This window comes from Corynebacterium riegelii, from assembly GCF_016728505.1.
GTDB classification, from domain to species: domain Bacteria; phylum Actinomycetota; class Actinomycetes; order Mycobacteriales; family Mycobacteriaceae; genus Corynebacterium; species Corynebacterium riegelii.
The window spans coordinates 788,168-811,979 of the sequence record NZ_CP068159.1 but is presented as its reverse complement, the minus strand read 5'-3'; the positions used below and the strand labels follow the sequence as shown (position 1 = coordinate 811,979).

Genomic DNA, 23,812 nt, shown 5'->3' with positions numbered 1-23,812 from the left:
ATGTAAAACACACAACTGCGCGCGAAGTGGTGTAAGCTACGCCACATGTCGCAAAAGGCGCTTCTCCTTCTACGCCGCGGCGGGAATCAGGCCAGGTAACACGGCCGGCACCCCGTCGCGGAGTTTCTGTTGGCCGGCCGTGGACCCGTACGAAACGTAATTTAGGAGTACCCACATGAGCAACGAAATTTTTGCGCCACGCGAAATCATCACCCCGAACGGCCCTCGTAATGAAGGCCAGCCAAGCTGGAACAAGCAGCGCGGCTCCCAGATGCCGGTAGACCGCTACCTGCCGTTTGCCAAAGAGGTTGAGGACATCACCTTGCCGGACCGCACGTGGCCAGACAAGAAGATCACGGTTGCGCCGCAGTGGTGCGCGGTGGACCTGCGCGATGGCAACCAGGCCCTGATTGACCCGATGAGCCCGGAGCGTAAGCGCCGCATGTTCAATCTGCTGGTTGAGATGGGCTTCAAGGAGATTGAGGTCGGCTTCCCGTCCGCATCCCAGACGGACTTTGACTTTGTGCGCGAGATCATTGAGAACAACATGATCCCGGATGACGTGACCATCCAGGTGCTGGTGCAGGCCCGTGAGCACCTGATTCGCCGCACGTTTGAGGCATGCTCTGGCGCGAAGAACGTGATTGTGCACTTCTACAACTCCACGTCCAAGCTGCAGCGTGAGGTGGTGTTCCGCAAGGATCGTGACTCCATTAAGAAGCTGGCCACGGATGCTGGTGAGCTGATTCGTGACATTGCAGATGACTACCCGGACACCAACTGGCGCTGGGAGTACTCGCCGGAGTCCTTCACCGGCACCGAGCTGGATTTTGCGCTGGAGGTGTGCGACGCGGTTGTAGAGACCATGGGCGCCACCCCGGAAAACCCGATCATTATTAACCTGCCGTCCACGGTGGAGATGATCTCCCCGAATGTGTACGCGGATTCTATTGAGTGGATGCATCGCAACTTTGCCAAGCGTGACAGCATCATCCTGTCCCTGCACCCGCACAATGACCGCGGCACCGGCGTGGCTGCGGCGGAGCTGGGCTACATGGCCGGCGCGGATCGTATTGAGGGCTGCCTGTTTGGCAACGGTGAGCGCACCGGCAACGTGGACCTGGTCACCTTGGGCCTGAACATGATGACCCAGGGCGTGGACCCGCAGATTGATTTCTCTGACATTGAGAAGATCCGTCAGACCGTGGAGTACTGCAACCAGCTGCGCGTTCCGGAGCGCCACCCATACGGCGGTGAGCTGGTGTTCACGGCGTTCTCCGGCTCGCACCAGGACGCTATTAACAAGGGCCTGGACGCCCTGGCGCAGAAGGTGCACCCGGGCGCTTCCAGCACGGACGTCACGTGGGAGGAGCTGCGTGAGACCGTGTGGGAGGTCCCGTACCTGCCGGTGGATCCGAAGGACGTGGGCCGTACCTACGAGGCTGTGATTCGCGTGAACTCCCAGTCCGGCAAGGGCGGCGTGGCCTACATCATGAAGACGGACCACGGCATCAACATGCCGAAGGCGATGCAGCCGGAATTCTCCGCTGTGGTGCAAAACATCACGGATGCAGAAGGTGGCGAGGTTAACTCCAAGAACATGTGGGACATCTTCGCCAGCACGTACCTGGATCTGGATTCCCCACTGGAGTTGGTGGACTATGAGGTTACCGGCGCGGCTAGCGATGAGGACGATTCCGCTATTCAGGCCAACGTTATATTCAACGGCGAGGCGCGTGAGATCAACGGCACCGGCAACGGTCCTATTGCGGCGTTTGCCAACGCCTTGGAGTCACTGGGCATTGATTTTGAGGTGCAGGATTACTCCCAGCGCTCCCGCACGGCGGGCGATGATGCGGACGCAGCCTGCTACATTTACGCAGATATTGACGGTACTAACGCATGGGGCGTGGGTATTGCGGGCTCGACCACGCGCGCGTCTTTGAAGGCGATTGTGTCTGCGGCCAACCGCGGCCTGACCGAAGGCAAGACTGGTGGCGTGTAGTCCATCCTGCGGACACCCCGAAACGTTCATTGTGCGCATTTGTACATACGTGTAAGGTTGCGGTTATGAACAAGCAGTTGTCGGCATACGTGATTCCGGATCACGGCCTGGGTGCGGTGAGAAACGTCCCGGCCGTGGACGTGCTCACGCCTGCCGTCATGCGCCATCTGGGGGACAGCGCTGTGGCGGACTTGGGCGTGGCCTTGGTTCCTAACGGCACTGGCTTTGACATCACGTTCCAAGATGAAGTGCTTGGCACCATGAGTGGGCATGATGCGCAGGAGTTTTGGGAGCTTTCCTCCCTTGCCCACAGCGGCCTGACCCCGCACGCTACTGCACGTGCCACCGCGGGCGACTCGGTGCAGCTGGTTGTTCGCCTTCCACGCCCGGGTTTGATCTTGCCGGTGAATGAACCGCCGGCGCAGCCGTGGGCATTCCTGGCAGATGGCCATTCCATTGAGCTGGACTACCTCCCAGAGGCCGAGCAGGCCAAGGACTTGGAACGCAAGCAGATCCTGGTCACGCTTGGCTTTGATGATGCTGGTGAGGTTTCCGCATACATCGACGGTGTTGAGGTAGCGCAGCTGGACCCGGCGCAGGGTGCAGAGGTTGCGCCGACGCTGCGTTCCATGGAGCGCCGCGGCCTGGTCCCGGTGGCACGTGGCTACCACTCCCCGATCGGTGGGGCGCCAGTGCTCTCGCTGTCTATCGGCGCTGTAAACACCGGCGAGTTCCCGGCTATTAGCCCGATCCCGCCGCTGGAGGACACTCGCAAGGTCCGCCCGCTGCCGATGGCGGAGTCGGCTGCGCAGACGTCTGTGATTCCGGCCGTGTCTGCGGCTGAACACTACAGTGCGGATGATGACGCTGTAAGTGCCGTGACTGACGTCGATGCACCTGCAGTGGCTGCCGCTGGTGCTTCTTCCGCAGGCACCCCGTCCCGCGCACGCAAGCGCACCTTGCACGCCGTTGGCATGATCGCCGCGGCTGGCGCCTTGGCCTTGACCATTGGCGGCTTGAGCGCGTTGACCTCGTCGTTTATGCAGGAGCGCGACTCCGTTGTTGCCAACTACGGGCATGCAGAGACCTCCGAAGTCACCTCCGAAGCGGAAAGCAGCCCGGAAAGTAGCACGGCAACCTCCAGCGAGAAGCCGTCCACCAGTTCGCAGGAAGTCAAGCCTGTGACTCCCTCGTCGCAAGTTGTTGAGGCACCGGCTCCGGCTCCTGTTGAGGCTCCGGCGCCCGCACCAGCCCCGGTCCAGGCCCCAGTTCAGGCCCCGGCACCAGCTCCGGTCCAGGCACCTGCTCCGGCACCAGCGCCCGCTCCGGCTCCGGCACCAGCACCTGCCCCTGTGGAGGAAGCGCCTGCACCAGCACCTGCGCCTGAGGTTGCTCCGCCAAACGAGCACCCGCACGAGCAGAACTTTGGGCCGTTCAAGGTCCGAAGCAATGTGCCGTTGGATCAGCCGTTGTATAGGGTTGCGCCGTAGCGTCGGCAAGCAAAAGCTCCCTGCTACGCTGCAAGAATGACTTACCCCTACGTCGCGCTGTCCGTGCGGGCGAATGGGATCCATCCCTCCAACGCGCGGCTGCTCACCATTGACGCGGTCACGTTTGATGCCGCCGGGCGCATCGGCGAGGAATTCCACCAGGTGCTCAACCCGGGCACGGATCCGGGCCCGCGCCACACCCACGGCCTTGAGGTGGGCGATTTCGCGCAGGCACCCCGTTTTGCCAGGCAATTGCGCACGCTGGACAAGCTTATCGACGCAAAAACGTTAGTCCTCTACGACTCCCCCCTTGACTGGGGCATGATCGTCTCTGAGGCGAAACGGGCGATGAACGCTGCGGCGCGCGCGAACCGCTCCCGGCGCGGGCGTGGTAATAAGCACCGCCAACGCGTGGGGCACGTGCCAAAACCAGAGGCGATTGTGGACGTGCTGGCTACTGTGCGCAGGCAGGGCCACATTCCTGTGGACGCACGGTTGGAGCACGTCGCGGAACTCATCGGCGTGGTGCCGGTGTCTGGCGATGCGCGTGTGCGCACCCTGATCGCCATGTTCCTGGCGCTGAAAGAGGCCGGCGAGGTGGTCTCGCTGAACCCGGCTGACCTTGCCGGCGACCGTTTTGGCCTGCAGCGCTCGCAGGTGCGGGTGGATGCGGCGAAGGCCGGTAACTCCTCGCGCGCCGCCGGGCACACGCAGACGGCGAACGCCAGGAACGCGGAGCGTGTGGTGTACACGCCTGCGGAAGGCCTGCAGCGCGGCATGGAGTTTGTGGTGACGGATGATGTGACCGTGAACCCCGATGTGCTGATCGCCGCGGGTGTGGACGCTGGGCTGAAGTACGCCGAGAAGCTCACCCGCCAGACATCTGTAGTGGTGTCCGAAGCGTTGGCCAAGGGCGTTGAGCTGCGCGGCAAAGCAATGCACGCCTTCAGGAAAGACGTGCCAATTCTGACTGCCAGCGAGTTCGAAGCCGCCGTGCAGACAATGGCGGACAACAGTGCGGGTGCGGGAGAGTAACCTATCCTGCATGACTGACAACAAGCGCTCTACACAAGGACGCTTTGCCCGCCTGCGATCCTCACTGGCGTTGGGTGCTGCGCGTTTGGCCACCACAGCATCGAAGGCCACCGGCCGTGGCGCCGGCGGCATGATCGGCGGCCTGGTTGCGGGTGCAATTGATCCGAACATTATGGACACGGTCGCCGCTGGTCGCCCGGCGGTGCTGGTGACTGGCACCAACGGTAAATCCACCACCACCAACATGCTGGCAAGCGCGTTGCGTTCTAAGTACACGGTGGCCACCAATGATGGCGGCGACAATATGGACGCTGGCATTATCTCCGCACTTCTGGCGGGCAAGGACGCCTCCCACATTGTGCTGGAGGTTGATGAGCTGCACGTGCCGCACGTGGCCAAGCGCCTCAAACCGGAGGCGATCGTGCTGTTGAATTTGACGCGTGACCAGCTGGATCGCGTGGGCGAGATTACCAAGATTGAGCGCGCGCTTCGCGCCGCCGTAGAGGAAAACCCGCAGGCCACGATTGTGGCGAACTGCGATGACGTACTGATTACCTCCATTGCCTTTGATCACCCGAACGTGGTGTGGGTGGCCGCTGGCGCCGGCTGGACCGGTGATTCCGTGACCAACCCACGCTCCGGCGGGCACATCGTGCGCACGGAGGACGACTGGTTTGCGGTCGAGCCACTTGAAGACGGCCGCGAGTTCCGCCGCCCCACCCCCTCCTACAGCGTGGACGCGGACGGCTTGCACACGCCGGAGCGCACCGTGGGGTTGTCGCTGCAGCTGCCGGGGCGCGCGAACCGTGGCAACGCCGCCCAGGCCGTGGCGTGTGCCGTGGAGGCCTTCGGCGTTTCTTTGGAGGACGCCGTTGCCGCTGCTAAGGGCGTGAACAACGTCGCCGGCCGCTACACCACCGCCCACCTTGGTGAGCACGAGGTGCACTTCCTGCTGGCCAAGAACCCTGCCGGCTGGCAGGAGGCGCTGACCATGCTGGATACGGACGCCGCGGGCATTGTCATCGCCGTGAACTCCCAGCAGGGCGACGGTGAGGACGTCTCTTGGCTGTGGGACATCACCTTTGACAACTTCGGCCGCATCCCCGTCAAGGCGTCCGGTGAGCGGGCGACGGATCTGGCGGTGCGCCTGCTCTACGGCGGCGTGGACAATGAGCTGCTCCATGACCCGGTTGAGGCGATCCGCGCGTGTCCCCCGGGCCGCGTTGAGGTGCTGGCAAACTACACTGCGCTGCTGAATTTGCGCCGCGCACTTGCAAAAGAGGAGGACTACCGTGCCTAACCTGACCATCGGTCTTGTCCTACCAGATGTGCTGGGCACCTATGGTGACGACGGCAATGCGCTTGTCCTGCGCGAACGCGCCCGCCGCCGCGGCATCAACGCGGAGATCCGCCGCATCATGCTCAGCGATGAGGTGCCTGCGGATTGTGACGTCTATACGCTCGGCGGCGGCGAGGACTCCGCACAAATCATCGCCGCCGCGCGCCTGGCCGCCTCCCCGGGCTTGCAGGCCGCAGCCGCCGCCGGTCGCCCCATCTTCGCGGTCTGTGCCGGCATGCAGATCCTCGGCCACACCTTCCATGCAGGTGGGAGTGAGTGCCAGGGGCTTTCGCTTATCGACGTCTCAACGCACCCCTCCCCCACCCGCTCCATCGGGGAACTCGCCTCGGTGCCAACGCGCGCCGGTGTCACCCGTGCACTCACGGAGCCACTGACCGGGTTTGAAAACCACCTCGGCGCAACCACCCTCGGCGCGGATGCCTCCGCGTTGGGCAAGGTCACCCGCGGTGTGGGTAATGGTGGTGATGCTTCTGGTTCTGGTGACGCTGTGGAGGGCGTGGTGCAGGGCAGCATCATCGCGACCTACATGCACGGCCCCGCCCTAGCACGTAACCCGCAGCTTGCAGACTTGCTGCTTGCCCAAGCATTGGGCGTGGAGCTTGCTGAGCTGGAGCCGCTGGAAATCCCCGTGATCGATCGCTTGCGGATGGAGCGCCTCGGCGCGAAGTAGCGCTGGCTTGGCTTGGTTTGGGTTGGTCTGGCTAGAGCTTCAGGCGGCCGGTGAGCGCGCGGGAGAGCGTGAGTTCGTCCACGAACTCCAAGTCCCCGCCCAGCGGCATGCCGGAGGCCAGGCGCGACACGGTCAGATCCGGGAAGTCCTTCAGAAGGCGCGCGATGTAGCTGGACGTGGCCTCGCCTTCCGTGTCTGGGTCGGTGGCCAGGATAACTTCGGTGATCTCAGGCGCGTCCGCGCCATCAAGATCTGGGAGCACCCCGCCGATGCGCTGCAGCAGCGGCGCAATGGCCAGGTCCTTCGGACCAACATTTGCCAAAGGATCCAGCGCGCCGCCCAGCACGTGGTAGCGGCCGGAGTACTCGCCGGTGCGCTCGATGACCTGGATGTCTTTGGCGTCCTCAACCACGCAGACCGTGGATGTATCCCTGCTGGAGTCGGCGCAGATGCGGCACACTTCTTGGCGTGAGACGTTGTTGCAGATGCGGCAGAACATCACGCCGTCGCGAACCGCGGCTAGTGCTGCGCGTAGCCGGTCAATGTCTTCCGGCTCAGTTTTGAGCAGGTGGAAGGCGATACGCTGCGCCGATTTCGGGCCCACACCCGGCAGCCGCGAAAACTCATCAATGAGATCCTGCAGCGGTCCTTCAAACATATGACTCCTCGATCCTGAAAAAACGCCCGGCCGAAGCCAGGCGTTCAACTATGGGAAAAGCGTGAGCTAGATGATGCCGCCGAACGGCACCTCGCCCGGGCCTGCCGGCTGCGCACCGAACGGGCCGCCCTGGCCCTGCGGAGCCTGGCCCTGAACCTGGGTCAGCGGACCAATCTTGTCCTGCGCCAGCTGGCCAGCCTTGTTGTGAGCGTCACGGTAAGCGGCGAGGATGAGGTCCTGCAGGGTCTCAACATCGTCAGCGTCCACAGCCTCCGGCTTGATGGACAGGTCCTTGATCTCTGCACCACCGGTCATGGTGATGGTGACAAGGCCGCCACCTGCGGTGCCTTCAACCTCAGCGGCGAGCAGTTCTTCCTGCGCGCGCTGCAGCGCTGCCTGTACCTCGGCGGCCTGGCGGATCAGTTCCTGCATGTCTGCGGGCATATTCGGCTGGGTCATGGGTTCCACCCTTTCTGTAGTCAATAATTCGGCAACCAGTCTACAGACCGCTTACAAAGGGCGTGCCCCTAGCTCGCTGGCCAGCAGTTCCATCGCGATCGCGGTTGCGTCTCTGCGATCAATCGTGCCTTCCTCATCACGCGCCTGGTCCTGCATGTCACGCTCTTCGTCTTCCTGCGTGTACTCCTCCGGGGCGGGAGCGGGAGGTGGTGGCGTGTTGTCGTCCCAGGGGTCGTACGGCGGCTCGTCATCGGCTGGGGGTTCTGGCGGTGGCGGGATCTCGTCACGCTCGCGCTTTGCCCTCGCCGCAGCCTGGGCGCTGGCCGCCTGGACGGCGGCGCGCCAATCATCCTTCGCAGGAGCCGGTGACTTCGGTGATGGCGCAGGGGCAGGGTCGTCGGGTTCGTCAGCCTCTGCTTCCTGCGCGCTTTCCCGGTTCGGGTTCCACACCTGCTTGCGCTCCACAGGTTTGAGGTTGGCTGCGGCCGGATCCGTACCGACGACGCAACGCACCCCCACCTTCGCATCCAACTTCTCCGAAAGCACAGCGGCGATGTCGGCGTTGTTGTTGTCCGCGTTGATGCGCTCTGCAAGCGCACCCGTGTGGTGACCAAGGACCAGCATGTCGCCGTCCATGCCAAGCGGGCGCGCCTCAGTCAGCATGATCTCCGCAACCTTGTTGCGGCCACCAACTGCTTGGCGAAGCTGCGTCCAATCCGCCTCAATCCTGACAAACAGCGCATCGGTGTCTGCCTGGGCGGCAGGTGCTGGGGCCGGTGCGGGTTCAGGCGTTGGCTCAGGCTGCGGTGCTGGAGGGGGTTCTGGAGTTGGCTCTGGCTGTGGCGGCTCCACTGGTGCAGGCTTCTGCGGCGCTGGGGTGGAGGTGCTGCGCACGTTGCGGTTCACGGCGGCGGCAGCAGCAGCGGCCGCAGCGGCAGCGCTTCCCCCACCAGACTGCGCCGGACCAGACTGCGCCGGACCAGAAGGAGCAGAAGGAGCAGGAGAAGCAACACTGGGCTGCAGCGTCAGCAGGTGCGCCATCATGATCTCAAGCAGCAGGCGCGGGGCGGTCGCGCCGCGGATGTCCACGATGCGGTCGTTGACCTCGGAAGCGAGCTGCGCCAACTGTTGGGAGGAAAACTTCTCCGCTTGGGCGCGCAGGATGTCGGCGCGGTCCACCGGGGCGTCCACAAGCGACTGCCCAAAAGCATCCGGCACGGTGCGGATCAGCAGCAGGTCGCGGAAGCGGTCCAGCAAATCCAGGGCGAAGCGGCGTGGCTCATGGCCGGACTCCATCACCGCGTCGATGGTGTGGAAAACGGTGGAGGCGTCGTGGGCAGCAAGGGCGTCCACGGTGGCGTCGATAAGCGAAAGATCCGTGACACCCAACAGCGGCAAGGCAAGCTCATAGGTCAGACCGTTCGGGCCGGCGCCGGCGAGCAGCTGATCCAGGATGGACAGCGTGTCACGCGGCGAACCGCCACCCGCGCGGATAACCAGCGGGTAGACGTTCTCATCCACCACAACACCCTCTTCGGCCACCACGCGCTCAAGCAACTGCCGCATCGCAGCCGGCGCGAGCAGGCGGAACGGGTAATTGTGCGTACGGGAACGGATGGTGGGCAGGATTTTCTCCGGCTCCGTGGTGGCGAAGATGAAGATGAGGTGCTCTGGCGGCTCCTCCACAATCTTCAGCAACGCGTTGTTGCCGGCCGCGGAAACCATGTGCGCCTCATCAATGATGAACACGCGGTAGCGCGACTCAGCCGGCGCAAACAACGCACGTTCGCGCAGGTCACGCATGTCCTCGACGCCGCCGTGCGACGCCGCGTCCAACTCCATCACATCCAAGTTGCCGGAGCCGCCCGGGGCCAGCGCCACACACGACGGGCACTCACCACACGGCGTGGACGTCGGCCCATGCACACAGTTCAGCGAACGCGCAAGGATGCGCGCGGACGACGTCTTGCCGCAACCACGCGGACCAGAGAACAAGTACGCGTGCGCGATACGCCCGTTATCCAACGCGGTGGACAGCGGTCGGGTCACCTGCTCTTGGCCGATGACCTCACCAAACGTCGCGGGACGATATTTCCTGTACAGAGCCACGTTCAGCAGTCTACTGAAGGGCCCCTACACCCTCGAGACACGCAAGAAGCACGCAGGTAGCCACGCCATCCATGGCGGTTTCAACCTCTTCAAGCGGCGGCAACGACGGTGCGAGACGGATGTTGCGGTCCTCCGGATCCTGCCCGTGCGGGAATGCGGAACCAGCCTTGGTCAGCGTGATGCCCGCTTCCTTCGCCAGCTCCCACACGCGCGTTGCGGACCCGCCGAGCACGTCCATAGAGATGAAGTAGCCGCCCTCCGGCTCGGTCCACTGCGCCACGCCGTACTCACCCAGGCGCTCGTGCAGAATGCGGATGACGGCCGCGAACTTCGGCTCCAGCGAACCGGCTAGCGACTTCATCTGGTTGTATACGCCCTGCTCATCCCCAAAGAAGCGCGCGTGCGCGAGCTGGTTGATCTTGTTGGGGCCAATGCCGCGTATCGACGCATGCTTCCCCCACCACTCCAAATTCCCCTCCGACGACGCGAAGAAGGCCACACCCGCACCCGCGAACGTGATTTTGGAGGTGGAAGACATGTACCAGAAGCGGTTCGGGTTGCCCTTCTCCGCCGCAATCTCAATGACGTTCGGGTTCTCCGGGAAGTTACCCGTCAGCGTGTGGATGGCATACGCGTTGTCCCACACAATGCGGAAATCCTTCGCTGCCGTCTCCATGCTGGCCAGGCGATCAATGGTCTCACGCGAGTAGATCGCGCCCGTGGGGTTGCCGTAAATAGGCACCGACCACATGCCCTTGACCTGCGGATCCTTCACCAGCTCTTCCACCACGTCCATGTCCGGACCCTCCGGCGTCATGGGCACGGTGACCAGCTCAAAGCCGAAGTGCTCCGTGATGGCGAAGTGACGGTCATAGCCCGGGGTTGGGCACAGCCACTTCACGTGCTCCTCATCCTTCCAGGGACGCTCCGAATCGTTCGTGCCCCAGATGTACGCGAAGGAGATGAGGTCAAACATGATGTTTAGCGACGAGGAATCTGCCGCCACAATGTTCGCCACGTCCACGCCCAGCACGTTGCCCCACAGCTGGCGGATCTCCTCAATACCCTGCAGCCCGCCATAGTTACGCAGGTCAACGCCATTGGCGTCCTTGTAGTTGCCCTCCCCCGGCAAGGACAGCAGCGCGTTGGAAAGATCCAGCTGCTCACTCGACGGCTTACCGCGCGTCAAGTCCAAGCTGAGGTTGCGCGCTTTCAGGTCTTCATAACGCTGGCGCACGTCCTGCGCGAGCGCTTCAAGTTCCTGCTGATTGAGGTTGGCAAAAGCGGTGCTTGTGGTGCCGTCTTGGGTAGTCATGCACTACATCGTACAAAATGCCCCCACGCACAAAAAGGGGATCCCACGCACCTGCCAGAGCTCGCTGACCCTTGCTGCGTTCCCGCCCTGGGGGAGTTCACAAGATAACACCGCGTGGGATCCTGCATGCCACTGTAGCCGGGAAGCCGTAAAAGACACAACCTGCACGCGCTGCCTGCGGTTTTGGTTCAGGCGGAGGTGTGGACTAACATGGCCAAAGACGCATTCGGAAGTTACTTTTTCGAGTGTCGCTGGAGGATTCGACTAGCGGCCTATGTCACACGCCTGGAACGCGTGCGGGTTTCACGACCCTCGTGGGTTCAAATCCCACATCCTCCGCCAAATGTCCTCAGTCGCGACATAGTTGACAACTCAGTCGCGACATGGTGGACAAACCGGTGCCTCGGTTTTTATTTTTCTGAGGTGCCGGTTTTGTTTTTAGGTCAGTGGGGGTTGGCCTTTTCGCCAGTATGGTTTTTGGTAATTGCGGGATGTGTCGATGTAGTGCTCGGTGATGATTTCGCCGGTCTCTTTTAGCGATGTGGTGACGTGGTTGTCGGTGATGACCATCAGGATGTGCTTGCCGCCGTAGGCGCGTCCGATGCCTAGGTGGTAGAGCCTTCCGGCGTAGCGGATGGTGACCTTGCCGTTGACACCGACGATGTCGTTGCGGATGCGCCATTCGTCATTTGGGTTGTCCGTGGGTTGGGCTTTGGGGCCTGTGGTATAGGCCTGCTCGGGTGTGCGGCGTCCGAGTGCTCGATGGGGCCGCTGTGTGTTGTAGTACCCAGCGAATTCGTCGAGTTGTTGTTGTAGTTGGGTAATTGTTTCTGCTGGTGGTTGTGCTTTGATCCAGCGTTTGAGTGTCTGGTGGAATCGTTCGATCTTGCCTTGGGTTTGTGGGTGCCCGGGTCGGCCGTTTTTCTGTTGAATACGGTGATGGTTGAGGGTTTTCTCAAAGGCGTTGCGCCCTCCTTTCCGGCCTGCGAGTCGTGCTGTGAATACCAGCCCGTTGTCAGTGAGCGTGGATGCGGGTGGCCCATAGGTGTTGATGAGGCGTTGGAGCTGTTCTGCCACTGCAGTGCCTGTAAACGCGTGCTGAGCGGTGATTGACAGCAGGTAGCGGGAGTGGTCGTCGAGGAAGTCGAGGACTTCTACACGAGTGCCGTCGGCGAGGAAAAGGTGGGTGATGTCGGCTTGCCAGCATTCATTGGGCATTTCGGCTTCGAAGCGAATGTAGGAGCTTCGTGGCTTCTTTTGGGGTTGCGGAGTAACTAGGCCTGCGTTGGTGATAATGCGGCGGATAGTGGAGGTTGATGGCACGCGTAGGCCTTGTCGTTGTAGGTGAAAGGCGATGGTGTCTGGACCTGCGTCGAGTCCGGCTCTGGTGAGTTCTTTGCGCATTTCGATGATGTGTTTGCGCAGGTGTTCGGGTATCGCCTGGGGGTGGGTGTGTGGTGCGCGGGATTTCGGGGCGATTGCTTCAGGTCCGCCGGCGTCGAAGTCGGCCAGGATCTTGTAGACGCGTTGGCGCGAGATCCCGAATCGTTTGGCGACTTTGGCAGCTGGTTCACCTTGGTCTCGTACGGCTTTAACAATTGCGAGGTTGCGGTTGGGGCTGTTCATTTGTCAACGATGTCGCGACTGATCCCCGTCTGCCTTCGCGCCACGCGGTGGTTGGGGAGAGTGTCAACGATGTCGCAGCTGAGGTGTCAACCTTCACCCCAGGTAGTTTCCCCTGGCTAAGTGTCAATCATGTCGCGGCTGACCTGTCAACCATCAGGAAGGTTCTCCCAGTCACGCTGTGTCAACTATGTCGTGACTTCGGACACCACATCCTCCGCCAAACACCGGCGCCTCGGTTTGATGGGGCGCCGGTTTTTTCGTTCTCGTCCTTCGTTCCCTCGTTCCCTTAAGCCTGTTTGCAGCTACCTACCTGCAGCTACTAGCGCCTTTTTCGCTTGGTAGCCGGGTGTAGGTAGCTGCAAACGCGTTTTTGAGGGGTCGGGACGACCTGCGCACGGGTCAAAACTGCCCCTACCTATCCTCCACAAAATCAACTAGAATCCCAAAGCATGGTTAACGAGAAACTCAAAGAAGCAATGACCCAGCAGGTCACCGAGGAATACCGCGCGGCTTACATCTACCGCTACCTGGCAAACGAGATGGACGCCCTGTCCTTCCCGGGCCTGTGCTCTTGGTTTGCCGCCCAGGCCCAGGAGGAGTGTGACCACGCGCAGAAGTTCGCGCAGCACCTCATTGACCGTGGTGAGCGCGTGAAGCCACACGACATCACGATCGACGCGCCGGAGATCAGCACCCCGCTCGACGCCTTCCGCGCAGCACTTGCGCACGAGAAGAAGGTCTCCGAGCAGATCCGCGAAATCACGCGCATTGCTGATGAGGTGGGCGACCTCGGATCGCGCGCTCTGCTGAACTGGTTCCTGGAGGAGCAGATTCAGGAGGAGTCCACGGTGGGCGAGATTGTGGATCAGCTTGAGCTTGTTGGCACTGACGGTTCGGGGCTTTTGCGTATCGACGCCGCGTTGGCCAACCGCAGCACCACCGAATAGGCCACCGTATAAGCAACCGAAACCGCAGGTAAACGCCCGTTGAATTTGGGGCGAAACCTGCACAAACACCGCCTCTAGCGGTGGCGATTTAAACGCGTGTCATTGACCATGTTGGCGTGACACGCGTTTCTCGTCGTTCGTTTTTCCGCCGCGCCGCAGCCGTCGGTGCGGTGGGTGCGGGACTTGCAACGCAGACGTTTGCGCAAAGCATGCAGCCGGCGCCGTCGCGGATGCCGCTGGCACAAGACGAGCTCGCTCCGCGGCCGTTTGTTCACGGTGTTGCCTCCGGCGACCCGCTGCCAGATGCCGTGGTTATCTGGACGCGCGTAACCCCTGATGAGTACGCCTGGCCGGGCTCCGGAAGAGGATCGCCAACCCCGCTGCGCTGGGAGGTGGCGCAGGATCAGGAGTTCACGCGGATCGTTCGGGAAGGTCACGTGGTGGCTCGGGTTGGGAGGGATCATGGGGTGCACGTGGACGTCGATAAGCTTGAGCCCTCAAGCGTCTACTACTACCGCTTTGTGGTCACGGCCGGACCGCACGAGGGGGCCACATCGCCGGTCGGGCGGACCAAAACCGCACCAGAAGGGCCGGTTGAGCTGCAGCGATGGGCCGTGGCATCGTGCGCGAACTATGAGGCCGGGTTCTTCGCCGCCTACCGCGACATGGCCGAACGCGCGTGGGACAACGAGCTGGACCTCACCGTGTTCTTGGGCGACTACATCTACGAATACGCACAAGGCGAATACTCCGGCTGGGGACCTGTGCGCCTGCACGAACCGGCGCACGAAACGCTGACACTTGCGGACTACCGCGCACGCTACGGTCGCTACCGTACCGACCGGGACCTGCAGGCTGCGCACGCCGCGATGCCGTGGATTGTGGTGTGGGACGACCACGAAGTGGCCAACAACTTCTGGGCCGAAGGCGCCGATAACCATCAGGTGGATGAGGGGGATTTCTTTGAGCGCCGTGACGCTGCCATCCGCGCCTACTACGAATGGATGCCGGTTCGCACTACTGAGCCGTCGGCGGAAGGCCACATCTACCGCTCCTTTAGGTTCGGGGACCTGGTGGAACTGACCGTCATGGACCTGCGCACCTACCGTGATGTGGAGTTTTGGAAAGGCGGCCGCCGCCAGCCTGGGGATGCCCGCAGCATGCTCGGCGCTGAACAGTACAACTGGCTCATAGACACCCTCCACCAGTCCAACACAACGTGGAACGCGCTGGGCAACTCCGTGATGTTCTCCCCCATGCGCCTCGGCGCGGTGATGCAAAGCCCGAAGACACGCCCGGTGGCAGCGGCGTTGTCGTCCAATATCCTCACCGCCACGGCACCTGCCTACGAGCACTTGCCGCTGAATGGCGACCAGTGGGACGGCTTCGACTTTGAACGCCGCCGCGTGATCAACACCCTTGGGCGGCTAGGAAAAAACCCGATTTTCTTGACTGGGGACATCCACTCCGAATGGGCCCACACCATCTCGTATGAGGGCGAGCAGATCGGCTGCGAGGTGGTGTGCGCCTCTATCACCGCGCCGAACGTGGCCGAGTCGCTGAAGGTGCCCGGTAGCAGCACGCTTATCAACGCCGCCACCCGCTATATCCGCGCCGCCAACCCGAGCCTGCACCACGTTGCCATGGCCACGCACGGCTACTGTGCTGTGACGATAACCCCCGACGCCGTCCACACGAACTGGCGGCGTGTGGACGACATCCTCAACCCCCACTCTGCCGTCTCCCCGGGCACGTCGTTGACCTGGCGCAGGGGCTCGGGTTTTACCCCTGTGCCCGACTAGATTCCGGAGCGTCCTTCTTTGCGGAGCCGATGGAGGTGACGGCCTCACCCGGCTCGTGGGAGCACCAGTCATACAGCAGGCCCGCGGTTGCAAGTGCCCCAAGGAGACCCAGTGCGATCGTCCCAAGCTCGCGCAGGTTCGGGTCATTCATGAATGCGCCGAACTGCTCACCAATTGCACCGAACTGGTTGTAGTTGTTGGTGGAGTTATCCCAACCGTTGTTACCAAGACCGAAGTCAAAGTTCACGTCCGAATTGAACTGGCGTGCCAGCGAGTTCAGCTGGTTGTTCACCTCAGTCATGTACGGCGCAGCCAGGTTGCCAGCAACGGCGCCCAGAATGCCGATTGGCAGCAGGTAGAACAGCGGAGAGGTGATGGCGTTTTCGAAGCACTTATTCACCGCGTCGCTGGAACCCTTACCGTTGTTCGGATCCGTATTAGGCACGGTTACCTGCACGTCAACGTTGGTGTTGTTCGGGCCCGGGACAGTCACCGTGTAGTCACCCGGCTTGGTGCCACCAGGAACGTGAACGGTGATGTTGTCGCCGTCCTTGGTGTAGGTCCAGCCTTCGGGGACCTTCACGTCACCGTTACCACCCGGGGTCACAATGACCACGTTGTTGCCGCCATTCTTCGGCAGCTCCGGAACCTCAACGGTGATTTCCTTGGTTTCCTTCGACCCGTCCGGGTTGGTGATGGTCACCGGGATGGTGATCTTGGTGCCCGGCTGCACACCATTCGGGATGTTGATGGTGATCTGGCCGTTACCTGGGGTAACAGCAGGCGGCGTGCTGCCGTCCGGCACCTCGGGGGTCTTGTCCTTGTCAATCTCTACCGTTGCGTCCGGACCCTTCGGCACAACAATCACGATGGTGGTGTTGTTGTTCGGGTTCGGGTTGCTCGGCGTATCCGGCTGCTTCGGATCCTTCACAATGACCTTGCCCGGCACCGTTTCGGTCTTACCGGACTTCGGGTCCTTGACGTTGATGAGAATCGTCTTCTCGTCTCCATCCTTGGCGGTGTCCGGAATGGTCACCGTGATCGTGCCGGTGTTCGGGTCAACCTGCGGATCCCACTCGCCCAGGTCCTGCTCCGGGGTGATGGTGAACGTGGAGCCATCCACAACCTTGCCCGTGTGCTCCAGCTCAACCTTGGCACCCGGCTTGTCAGTAACCTCGCCGTAGCCCGGCTGGTTCAGCACAGTGACCTTCGCGGGCACTTGCTTATCGACGCTCCCGTCCGGGTACTCCACGTCCACCAGAATCGTCTTCTGATCACCCGGGTTCGCGGAGCCCGGGATGGTCACCGTGATGGTGCCGGTATTCGGGTCAACCTTCGGCGCCCAATCGCCCAGGTCCTGGCCCGGGGTGATGGTGAACGTGGAGCCTTCCGGCAGGTCCTTATTGTTCTGCTCCAGAGTGACCTCGGTGTTGACCTTGCCGTAGGTCTCGCCGTAGCCCGGGGTGTGCAGGTTATTCGCGTCATCCTGCACCTTCACCACGGTGGTGATGGTGTCACTCGAGCCATCGGTGTAGGTGACCTTCACGTTGAAGGTGGCCTCATCGCCGTGCTTCGCACCCTTCGGTGCCGTGACCTTCAGCGTGCCGTCCTTTGCCGGCTGCGCTGTCCAACCCTGCGGCGGGTTAACCACGGTGTAGGTCGCGCCAACGGCGTGGCCGCGCACGTTGCCCGGCTGGGTCTTCAGCGCAACATCGACGGATGCACCCGGCTTCACCGTGCTCGGGGAGTTGTAGGCCGGGGCAAACTTCTGCACTGGGACGGAGCCAACAAACAGGGCAGAATCCTGGTTAACTTGGCCGCTTCCATCAACAACGCGGAGCACCTGGGCCGTGTTGTAGGACTCATGCGCCGAATCCTTGGTAGCTTCGCGCGGCTGAGCAAGCAGCTCTACGTCAACCTTGGCGGTCTTCTTGTTGTCATCAGCGCCGGTTGCGCCCTTGGGAAGGGTGACAAAGACCTTGCCCGAGGCATCCACACGCACCTTGGCGCCCTCGATCTTCTTGCCAGCGATGGAGACGTTGCCGGTCAAGCGTGCGTAGTCAGACGCAGCACCGTTGGAAACGGTGATGCCGGTGTTGTATTCCTTACCGTCTGCAATAATCGGCTGGGACTTCTTCTCAGATGGCGTGAGCGGCAAACAATCATCCGACTCAATCGGCCACGGCGCGACATTGACCACAGCCTCCGGGCTTACGCGAGACCGTTCGTGCGCCCTGATCGTCGGCGAGGTGATCTTCCAAGCCCACGTCTGCGCCCCCGTCGAGGCTGGGTCCACACCAAGCGTCCCGTGAGCGATCTGCTTCTGCCCCTGGGTCAGGGAGAACTGATCAGGCTTCACCTGAGACAAATCGGTGATGTCCAAAAACCGCATTTTCGCCGCTATCGAGCGGGTCGGCATCGTAGCTGCCCTTACTGCGCATTTCTACGGAATAGTTGTGCGCCGCAGACTGCAGGGCCTCATTCTCCACGGTGATATTCGCCTTCGCGGATTCAAAAATGCGCTCACCCTCAGGGTCCAGGGTGATCCACGGAGTGAACTGGGTGTTGCCATCGTCCAGACCAACGCCAACCGTCACGCCGCTCTGAGACTGCGCAAAGGCACGTCCTGGCGACACCGAGGTGGTGTTGATAGACAGCACCACGGTGCATTGCCCCTGCTCCGGGTTCGATACCCGCCCCGGAGGGCTGACGAACTCCGCCGGTAGTGCGTGCGCCTGCGGCGCTACAACGGCCGACGCCCCAAGGGCCAGTGCCACCACCCCAGCCACTGTTTTCTTTGCGATTCCTTGCGGTTTCATAAACATCCTTGCATGCATCTCACGGGAAAGTCAGAAGTACCTGAGTTTTTACAGATTATTTCACTATCCGGAAATTTCCAGCCGATTGCAAGCTTTTTCGAGAATTAATTTCAGCGCCACACCCACGGCGCCCGCGGCAGCCGCGACGGATCGAAGCTACCCAGCAGGTCAGAAGGGTCCGCACCGATTGATTCTGCAAGCATGCGAAGCACCCCTTGCACCCCGCTTGCTTGCGCCATCTCGCGCAACGTCACCGCACCGTCCCGCTTAGCCAAGCGTTTATTCTCAGCATTGACCACCAACGGCACGTGTACATACTCAGGTTCCTTATATCCCAATAAGGAAGCCAGATAAGCCTGAGCAGGCGCGGAAAACAGCAAGTCATCACCACGCACGACTTGGTCGACGCCCTGGAAACCGTCATCCACAACCACCGCAAGGTTGTACGCCCAGTCCCCCGCCTGTGCCTGATCGAAGCGACCACCGCGGCGCAAAATCACGTCATCCACCGGGCCCGTGAACTCCCCGTGGTAGAAGTCCCGCACGGTCCACTCGCGAACGTCTGCACGCAAGCGGATTGCGGGGAGGCGGCCTTCGGAGGAGAGCGTTAAACGTCGAGAAGCACGAAGCTCCTCCGGAAGATCCCTGCAGGTGCCGGGGTACATGCCGGGCTGGGCATGCGGCGCGGACGCGGCCTCCCGGATGTCGCGGCGCGTGCAATAACACTCATAGGTGGGCAGCGCGGCCAGCGCCTGCGCATAGGCGTCACCCCGATCGTGCTGGTACAGCACCGGCTCATCCCACTCAATGCCAAGCGCAGCGAGGTCTTCTAGCTGGCGCTTCGCGGACTCTGCACTGGAACGCTCCGAATCAATATCCTCCACCCGCATGTAAAAATTGCGGCCAGACTGGCGCGCGAACAACCACGCCAACACCGCCGTGCGCAGGTTGCCAAAATGTAAATCACCACTCGGGCTTGGCGCATACCTACCGGCTGGACCTTGGAACATGGCGTTGTACCCCTAGACTTAGCGTTCCTGAATCGGCGTGAATGTCAAACGTAAATCCAATGCGGCAACAATCTTGAGTAGCGTCTCGACGGTTGGATTGCCAACCCCATTTTCAATACGGCTAAGTTCAGCCTGCTGGATACCAGCAGCATCAGCCACAGACTGCTGCGTGGCACCACAATCATGTCGCGCTGACGCCAGAGCAGCACCCACCGCCTTGCGCTCCGCAAGCTCCGCAGTGAACGCGCCTGCTGCTGCACCACGGATCACTTCGGCTGCCGTTGATGCTGAGTCCCGATATGGCCGAACAAAGTCTTCGAACTTTGTAGTTCCCATTTCTTTATCCACATCCTCCAGATCGCGCATCTTGAGCAATGTTATGTGTTTTATCACATACGAGCAAGTGCGTGTTAGGTTCTTCTCCAAGCGTCCAGCGCAGCCCTTGCCGCGCGGATCTCTTTTTGCTCCTGCTTTCGGCTTGGATTGCGCAGCTTGTTATGCCCTCCAAGCAGCAGGACAACTTTCCTACCGTAGAACGTGCAATAGACACGGATGAGCACCCGTTTCTTTCGCCACCCTTGAGGGATTTCGTCGCCTAGATCTGGCGGCCCATACTCCTGCAGGATCGTTCCCAAATCGCGTCTTATTCGCAATTCGTAGAGACCTTTTCCTAAGCTTTTGCCCCACTCAGTAGCACAGATCTCAATCCCCAGCGAAGCCAGAACGTGCTCAATCGCTGCGTCCGTCCCACGTGACTCACATGAGCAGATACTTACCCCAAAAGTCCGTCTCAGATCTTACTGAGAACATTCATACTACGAGGTTGCGTGAACGGGCTGAAACCGTGGGGAGACCCTACTTCTGTTTACCCGCGTAGTAGCGGCCCAAGAACTCGTCGCGGAAGGCCTCATAGTTGCCGTTATCAATGGCAGCGCGGATGTTGTCCACCAGACGGACCATGAACTCCACGTTGTGCATGGTGCACAGCGTGCCTGCCAAGAACTCCTTCGCCTTGAGCAAGTGGTGGATGTAGGCGCGCGAGTAGTTCTCAGACACGTAGCCGCCGAACTCCTCATCCACGCCGGAGAAGTCGCGCTTGAAGCGAGCACCCATCAGGTTAAGGCGCCCGTCCAAGGTGTACACGCCACCACGGCGACCCAGGCGGGTCGGCGCCACACAGTCAAAGGTGTCCGCACCAGCCTCAACAGCGGTGAAGATGTCATCCGGCTCAGAAATCCCCAGCAAGTGGCGCGGTTTGTCCACCGGCAACTCATCAGTCACCCAACCAACAATGGTGCCCAGGTTTTCCTTCTCCAACGCGCCACCGATGCCGAAGCCACCAAACCCACGGCGACCGGCCTCACGCGCCTCATGATCCAGCTCCAGCAGGCCGCGCGTTGCATACCTGCGCAAATCCTCATACTGCGCACCCTGCACAACCCCCCACAACGACTGCTTTGGGCGGTGTGTACGCAGCTCAGTGAGTCGGTGATGTTCATCAAGACAGCGCTTCGCCCAACGACGGGTTCGCTCCACGGAGTGCTCCTGGTACTCGCGGGTGTCCACCAGGGTGGTCAGCTCATCGAAGGCGAACATGATGTCCGCGCCCAGCTGGTGCTGGATCTGCATGCTCACCTCGGGCGTGAAGCGGTGGGAGGAGCCGTCGATGAAAGACTTGAAATCCACCCCGTCATCATCCACACGCGCCATGCGGTCCTTGTTTGCTGCGCGGATGTCGCCCTCCACAAGACCTGCGGTATCCATGGCAAGGACCTTCTTAAACCCAACGCCCAAGCTCATCACCTGGAAGCCACCCGAATCCGTGTAAGTCGGCCCGTGCCAGTTCTCAAAGGCAGCCACGCCACCGGCCTCATCCACAATCTCCGGACCCGGCTGCAAATACAGGTGGTAGGCGTTGGACAAAATCGCCTGCGCACCAGTGGAACGGATCTGCTCCGGCGTCAGCGTCTTCACCGTCGCCTTCGTGGCAACCGGAATAAACGCCGGCGTTTGAATATCACCGTGCGGGGTGTGGATTACGCCCGTCCGGCCATGCTTGCCCGGCTCGTTGTACAGCTCCGTAGTCAGGTCGAATTCTTTCATCGCGCAGCTCCTTCCAGCTCAGGCTCAAGCTCTTCCAGCTCAGTGCCCTCCACGTCCACTTCCGGCAGCACCTTGTCCAGCCACTTCGGTATCCACCACGTGGACGGGCCCATCAAGAACATCGTCGCAGGCACCAACGCCATGCGGATGAAGAAGGCGTCAAACAAGACGGCGGCGCCCAGGGCGAAGCCGAAGATTTGAATAAACGGCAACGGCTGGTTGATGAATGCCACGAAGACCGCGATCATAATAATCGCCGCCGCGGTAACCACGCGCGCGCCCTGGGCGAAGCCTTCGACGGTGGAGTGGACCACGGCGCGTCGATAAGCATGAGGCTCCGCAGCGCGAGTGAGGTGCAAGTAATGCTCCCGCATGCGGGTGACCAGGAAAACCTGGTAATCCATGGCCAGGCCGAAGGTGACACCGATGAGGAAGATGGGCAAGAACGACAGGATCGGGGTCGGCGTATTCACCAGGTCCCACAGGCCGTCCTGCCACACCAACACCGTCAGGCCGAACGCAGCGCCGACGGAGAGCAAAAAGCCCAAACCGGCAACCAGCGGAACCAAGATGGAGCGGAACACCAGCATCAACAAGACAATGGCCAGACCCACCACAATGGCCAGATACAGCGGCATCGCCTTGGCTAGCTCTTCGGTGATGTCCATCTGCACCGCAGTCAGACCAGTCAGGCCGATCTCCACACCGGTAGCGTCCTCAACCTGCTGGTTATTCTCCCGCAGGCCGTGCGCCACCTTCAGCGTGTACTCCTCCTCAGGGCCACCGTCAGGTGTGGCCATGATCTGAGCGGCCGTGAAATCCTCATTCACGTTCACCAGCTGCGCGTGCACCACGCCACTGACACTGTTGGCCTCCTGCGCGGCGTAGAGGAAGCTGGCCAGCGCCGCCTTCTGCGCACGGCCACCTACCTCATCCGGCATCGCCGCCATGTACGGCTGCAGAATCTCCGCATCCGGGTTCACCCCATGCGCATCAACCACCAGCAACAGCGGCGCATTCACGCCGGAGCCGAAGCCTTCCGCCATCAAATCCGCGGACTTACGCTGCGTGGTGTCCAAGTTGGAGGTGGAGTCAGACGGCAGCGCCATCTGCAGCCCCAGCACCGGGGCGGACATGGCGCCAAGCGCCACAATCACCACGGCCATCACCAACGCCGGGAAGCGGCGCACAAAGTTCACCCAGTTGCGGCCCATGGATCGCTCATGCAAGTGCTCGCCAGCAATCTTGGGAATGCGCCCGGCGAACGCCTTGTTGCCCCACGCGCCAAGCAGCGCCGGCAGCATGGTCAACGCCACCAGCACGGAGACGAACACCGTAAAGGCGGCGGCCACGCCCATCCAGGACAAGAACTCGATGCCGGCGAGCACCAGCGCAACCAGCGCGACAAACACTGTGGCGCCGGCGAACACCACGGAACTACCTGCCGTGCCCACCGCCATACCGGCCGCATCCGGGCCGCTGCGGGTCTTGCGCTCCTGGCGGTAGCGCGACAAGATAAACAGCGAGTAATCAATACCCACCGCAAGACCAATCATCACCGCCAAAACCGGGGTGACGTCATTGAGCTCCACCCAATGCGTGGTGGTCAAAATAGCCAGCGCGCCGATGCCCACGCCCACAATCGCGGACACGATGGGCATAGTGGACGCCGCAAACGAGCCGAACGTGACCAGCAGCACCAAAAACGCCACGCCGATACCAATCAGCTCTGAGGTGGTGTTGACCTCAATCGGGTCGCCGTAACCGGCACCGCCCGCCTCTACTTGGAGGCCAGCCGCGCGGCCAATGTCCATCGCATCAGCCACAACCTGGCGGTCCTCTTCCGTGACCTCAAAGTTGGACTCTGCATCAAACTCGAACGTGGTGTAGCCAATCCGGCCGTCATCAGACAAAAGGCGCACGTTGTACGCATCTTTTTGGGCCGCCTCCTCCGGCAGGCCCATCTGCGTCATCTGGCCAACAATGGTCTCCTGCAGCTGCTGATTCACCAGCACCGGGTTGCCAAAACGCTCCGTACCGCGCACTTCAAGGTGCTCATCAATATGGGCGATAACCTCATCCATCGCCGCCATATGCGCGGGGTCCGTCAGCTGCTGGCCTTCAGGGGCGGCAAACACCAAGTTCACACCCGGTGCCGTGGCCACGTTGCCGCCGCCAGGGAAGTTGCGCTCCATCGTGTCCAGCGCGTCAATCGCCGGGGTGCCATCAATGGCAAAGTTTGAGGTAAACGGTTTTGAAAGCGAAAACGCCGCACCGGCAGAAGCAGCCAAGATCAGCAGCCAGGCGATGATCACCTTCCACTTATTCAGGTAGGACCAGCGTCCCAGCTTGTACAGCAGCTTCGCCAATGGGTTTCCATCCTCGGACTAGGAGTGCGAACGTT

General features: G+C 61.6%; 18 protein-coding genes, 1 tRNA gene and 1 other RNA gene. 8 read left to right on the top strand and 12 right to left on the bottom strand.

Going from position 1 to position 23,812, the window contains the following annotated elements; translation table 11 throughout:
* The first annotated feature begins 175 nt into the window (after positions 1–175).
* The 5 genes from leuA (at position 176) to I6I71_RS03635 (ending at position 6,560) form a co-directional block, all read left to right on the top strand.
* Positions 176–2,005, top strand: coding sequence for a 2-isopropylmalate synthase (gene leuA, locus I6I71_RS03655; protein WP_052205576.1), 1,830 nt, complete (start codon positions 176–178; stop codon positions 2,003–2,005).
* Positions 2,006–2,070: 65 nt separating this feature from the next.
* Positions 2,071–3,495: a hypothetical protein gene (locus tag I6I71_RS03650; protein WP_201822302.1), complete on the top strand. Its 1,425-nt coding sequence runs from the start codon at positions 2,071–2,073 to the stop codon at positions 3,493–3,495.
* A gap of 36 nt (positions 3,496–3,531) precedes the next feature.
* The gene (locus I6I71_RS03645) at positions 3,532–4,530 is read left to right on the top strand and encodes a DNA polymerase III subunit epsilon (protein WP_201822300.1); all 999 of its coding nucleotides are present in this window, start codon (positions 3,532–3,534) and stop codon (positions 4,528–4,530) included.
* 10 nt (positions 4,531–4,540) lie between these two features.
* Positions 4,541–5,830 (top strand): Mur ligase family protein, encoded by a 1,290-nt coding sequence (locus I6I71_RS03640; protein WP_201822298.1) that lies wholly within the window; start codon positions 4,541–4,543, stop codon positions 5,828–5,830.
* Positions 5,823–6,560: a type 1 glutamine amidotransferase gene (locus tag I6I71_RS03635; RefSeq protein ID WP_201822296.1), complete on the top strand. Its 738-nt coding sequence runs from the start codon at positions 5,823–5,825 to the stop codon at positions 6,558–6,560. Before I6I71_RS03640 ends, I6I71_RS03635 begins: the two co-directional genes overlap by 8 nt.
* 31 nt (positions 6,561–6,591) lie before the next feature.
* Here I6I71_RS03635 and recR read toward each other — a convergent pair whose 3' ends face one another.
* From recR to ffs, 5 genes are all read right to left on the bottom strand, one after another.
* On the bottom strand, positions 6,592–7,218 hold the full coding sequence (gene recR / locus I6I71_RS03630; RefSeq protein ID WP_052205581.1) for a recombination mediator RecR: 627 nt from the start codon (positions 7,216–7,218) through the stop codon (positions 6,592–6,594).
* A gap of 66 nt (positions 7,219–7,284) precedes the next feature.
* A complete protein-coding gene (locus I6I71_RS03625; protein ID WP_052205582.1) occupies positions 7,285–7,677 on the bottom strand; it encodes a YbaB/EbfC family nucleoid-associated protein in 393 nt (130 codons plus the stop codon).
* Positions 7,678–7,728: 51 nt separating this feature from the next.
* Entirely contained in the window at positions 7,729–9,786 is a 2,058-nt protein-coding gene (locus I6I71_RS03620) for a DNA polymerase III subunit gamma and tau (RefSeq protein WP_201822294.1), read from the bottom strand.
* A gap of 10 nt (positions 9,787–9,796) precedes the next feature.
* Positions 9,797–11,101, bottom strand: coding sequence for an aminotransferase class I/II-fold pyridoxal phosphate-dependent enzyme (locus I6I71_RS03615; protein WP_201822292.1), 1,305 nt, complete (start codon positions 11,099–11,101; stop codon positions 9,797–9,799).
* A 31-nt stretch (positions 11,102–11,132) separates the two neighbouring features.
* Positions 11,133–11,228, bottom strand: an RNA gene (ffs, locus tag I6I71_RS03610) — signal recognition particle sRNA small type.
* A 126-nt stretch (positions 11,229–11,354) separates the two neighbouring features.
* Between ffs and I6I71_RS03605 the strand changes: the two genes are divergently transcribed.
* Positions 11,355–11,443 (top strand) — tRNA-Ser (locus I6I71_RS03605).
* A 96-nt stretch (positions 11,444–11,539) separates the two neighbouring features.
* Here the strand turns inward: I6I71_RS03605 and I6I71_RS03600 are convergent.
* Positions 11,540–12,727: an IS481 family transposase gene (locus tag I6I71_RS03600; protein WP_201821455.1), complete on the bottom strand. Its 1,188-nt coding sequence runs from the start codon at positions 12,725–12,727 to the stop codon at positions 11,540–11,542.
* A 449-nt stretch (positions 12,728–13,176) separates the two neighbouring features.
* Between I6I71_RS03600 and I6I71_RS03595 the strand changes: the two genes are divergently transcribed.
* Entirely contained in the window at positions 13,177–13,674 is a 498-nt protein-coding gene (locus I6I71_RS03595) for a ferritin (protein ID WP_070494859.1), read from the top strand.
* A gap of 116 nt (positions 13,675–13,790) precedes the next feature.
* Positions 13,791–15,476, top strand: a complete 1,686-nt coding sequence (locus I6I71_RS03590; protein ID WP_236587383.1) for an alkaline phosphatase D family protein — start codon at positions 13,791–13,793, stop codon at positions 15,474–15,476.
* Here the strand turns inward: I6I71_RS03590 and I6I71_RS03585 are convergent.
* The 6 genes from I6I71_RS03585 to I6I71_RS03560 all read right to left on the bottom strand — a co-directional run bounded on the left by I6I71_RS03585 (position 15,457) and on the right by I6I71_RS03560 (position 23,777).
* On the bottom strand, positions 15,457–17,859 hold the full coding sequence (locus tag I6I71_RS03585) for a YPDG domain-containing protein (protein ID WP_201822284.1): 2,403 nt from the start codon (positions 17,857–17,859) through the stop codon (positions 15,457–15,459). The genes I6I71_RS03590 and I6I71_RS03585 overlap by 20 nt on opposite strands.
* The gene (locus tag I6I71_RS03580; protein WP_201822282.1) at positions 17,825–18,295 is read right to left on the bottom strand and encodes a hypothetical protein; all 471 of its coding nucleotides are present in this window, start codon (positions 18,293–18,295) and stop codon (positions 17,825–17,827) included. Before I6I71_RS03580 ends, I6I71_RS03585 begins: the two co-directional genes overlap by 35 nt.
* 110 nt (positions 18,296–18,405) lie before the next feature.
* Positions 18,406–19,305 carry a tRNA glutamyl-Q(34) synthetase GluQRS gene (gene gluQRS, locus I6I71_RS03575; protein WP_201822280.1) on the bottom strand — a complete coding sequence of 300 codons (900 nt, stop codon included), beginning with the start codon at positions 19,303–19,305 and terminating at the stop codon, positions 18,406–18,408.
* A gap of 18 nt (positions 19,306–19,323) precedes the next feature.
* Positions 19,324–19,671 carry a helix-turn-helix domain-containing protein gene (locus tag I6I71_RS03570; RefSeq protein WP_201822278.1) on the bottom strand — a complete coding sequence of 116 codons (348 nt, stop codon included), beginning with the start codon at positions 19,669–19,671 and terminating at the stop codon, positions 19,324–19,326.
* A 489-nt stretch (positions 19,672–20,160) separates the two neighbouring features.
* Positions 20,161–21,408 (bottom strand): tRNA guanosine(34) transglycosylase Tgt, encoded by a 1,248-nt coding sequence (tgt, locus tag I6I71_RS03565; RefSeq protein WP_201822276.1) that lies wholly within the window; start codon positions 21,406–21,408, stop codon positions 20,161–20,163.
* Positions 21,405–23,777, bottom strand: a complete 2,373-nt coding sequence (locus tag I6I71_RS03560; protein ID WP_201822273.1) for an MMPL family transporter — start codon at positions 23,775–23,777, stop codon at positions 21,405–21,407. Before I6I71_RS03560 ends, tgt begins: the two co-directional genes overlap by 4 nt.
* Positions 23,778–23,812: the final 35 nt, after the last annotated feature.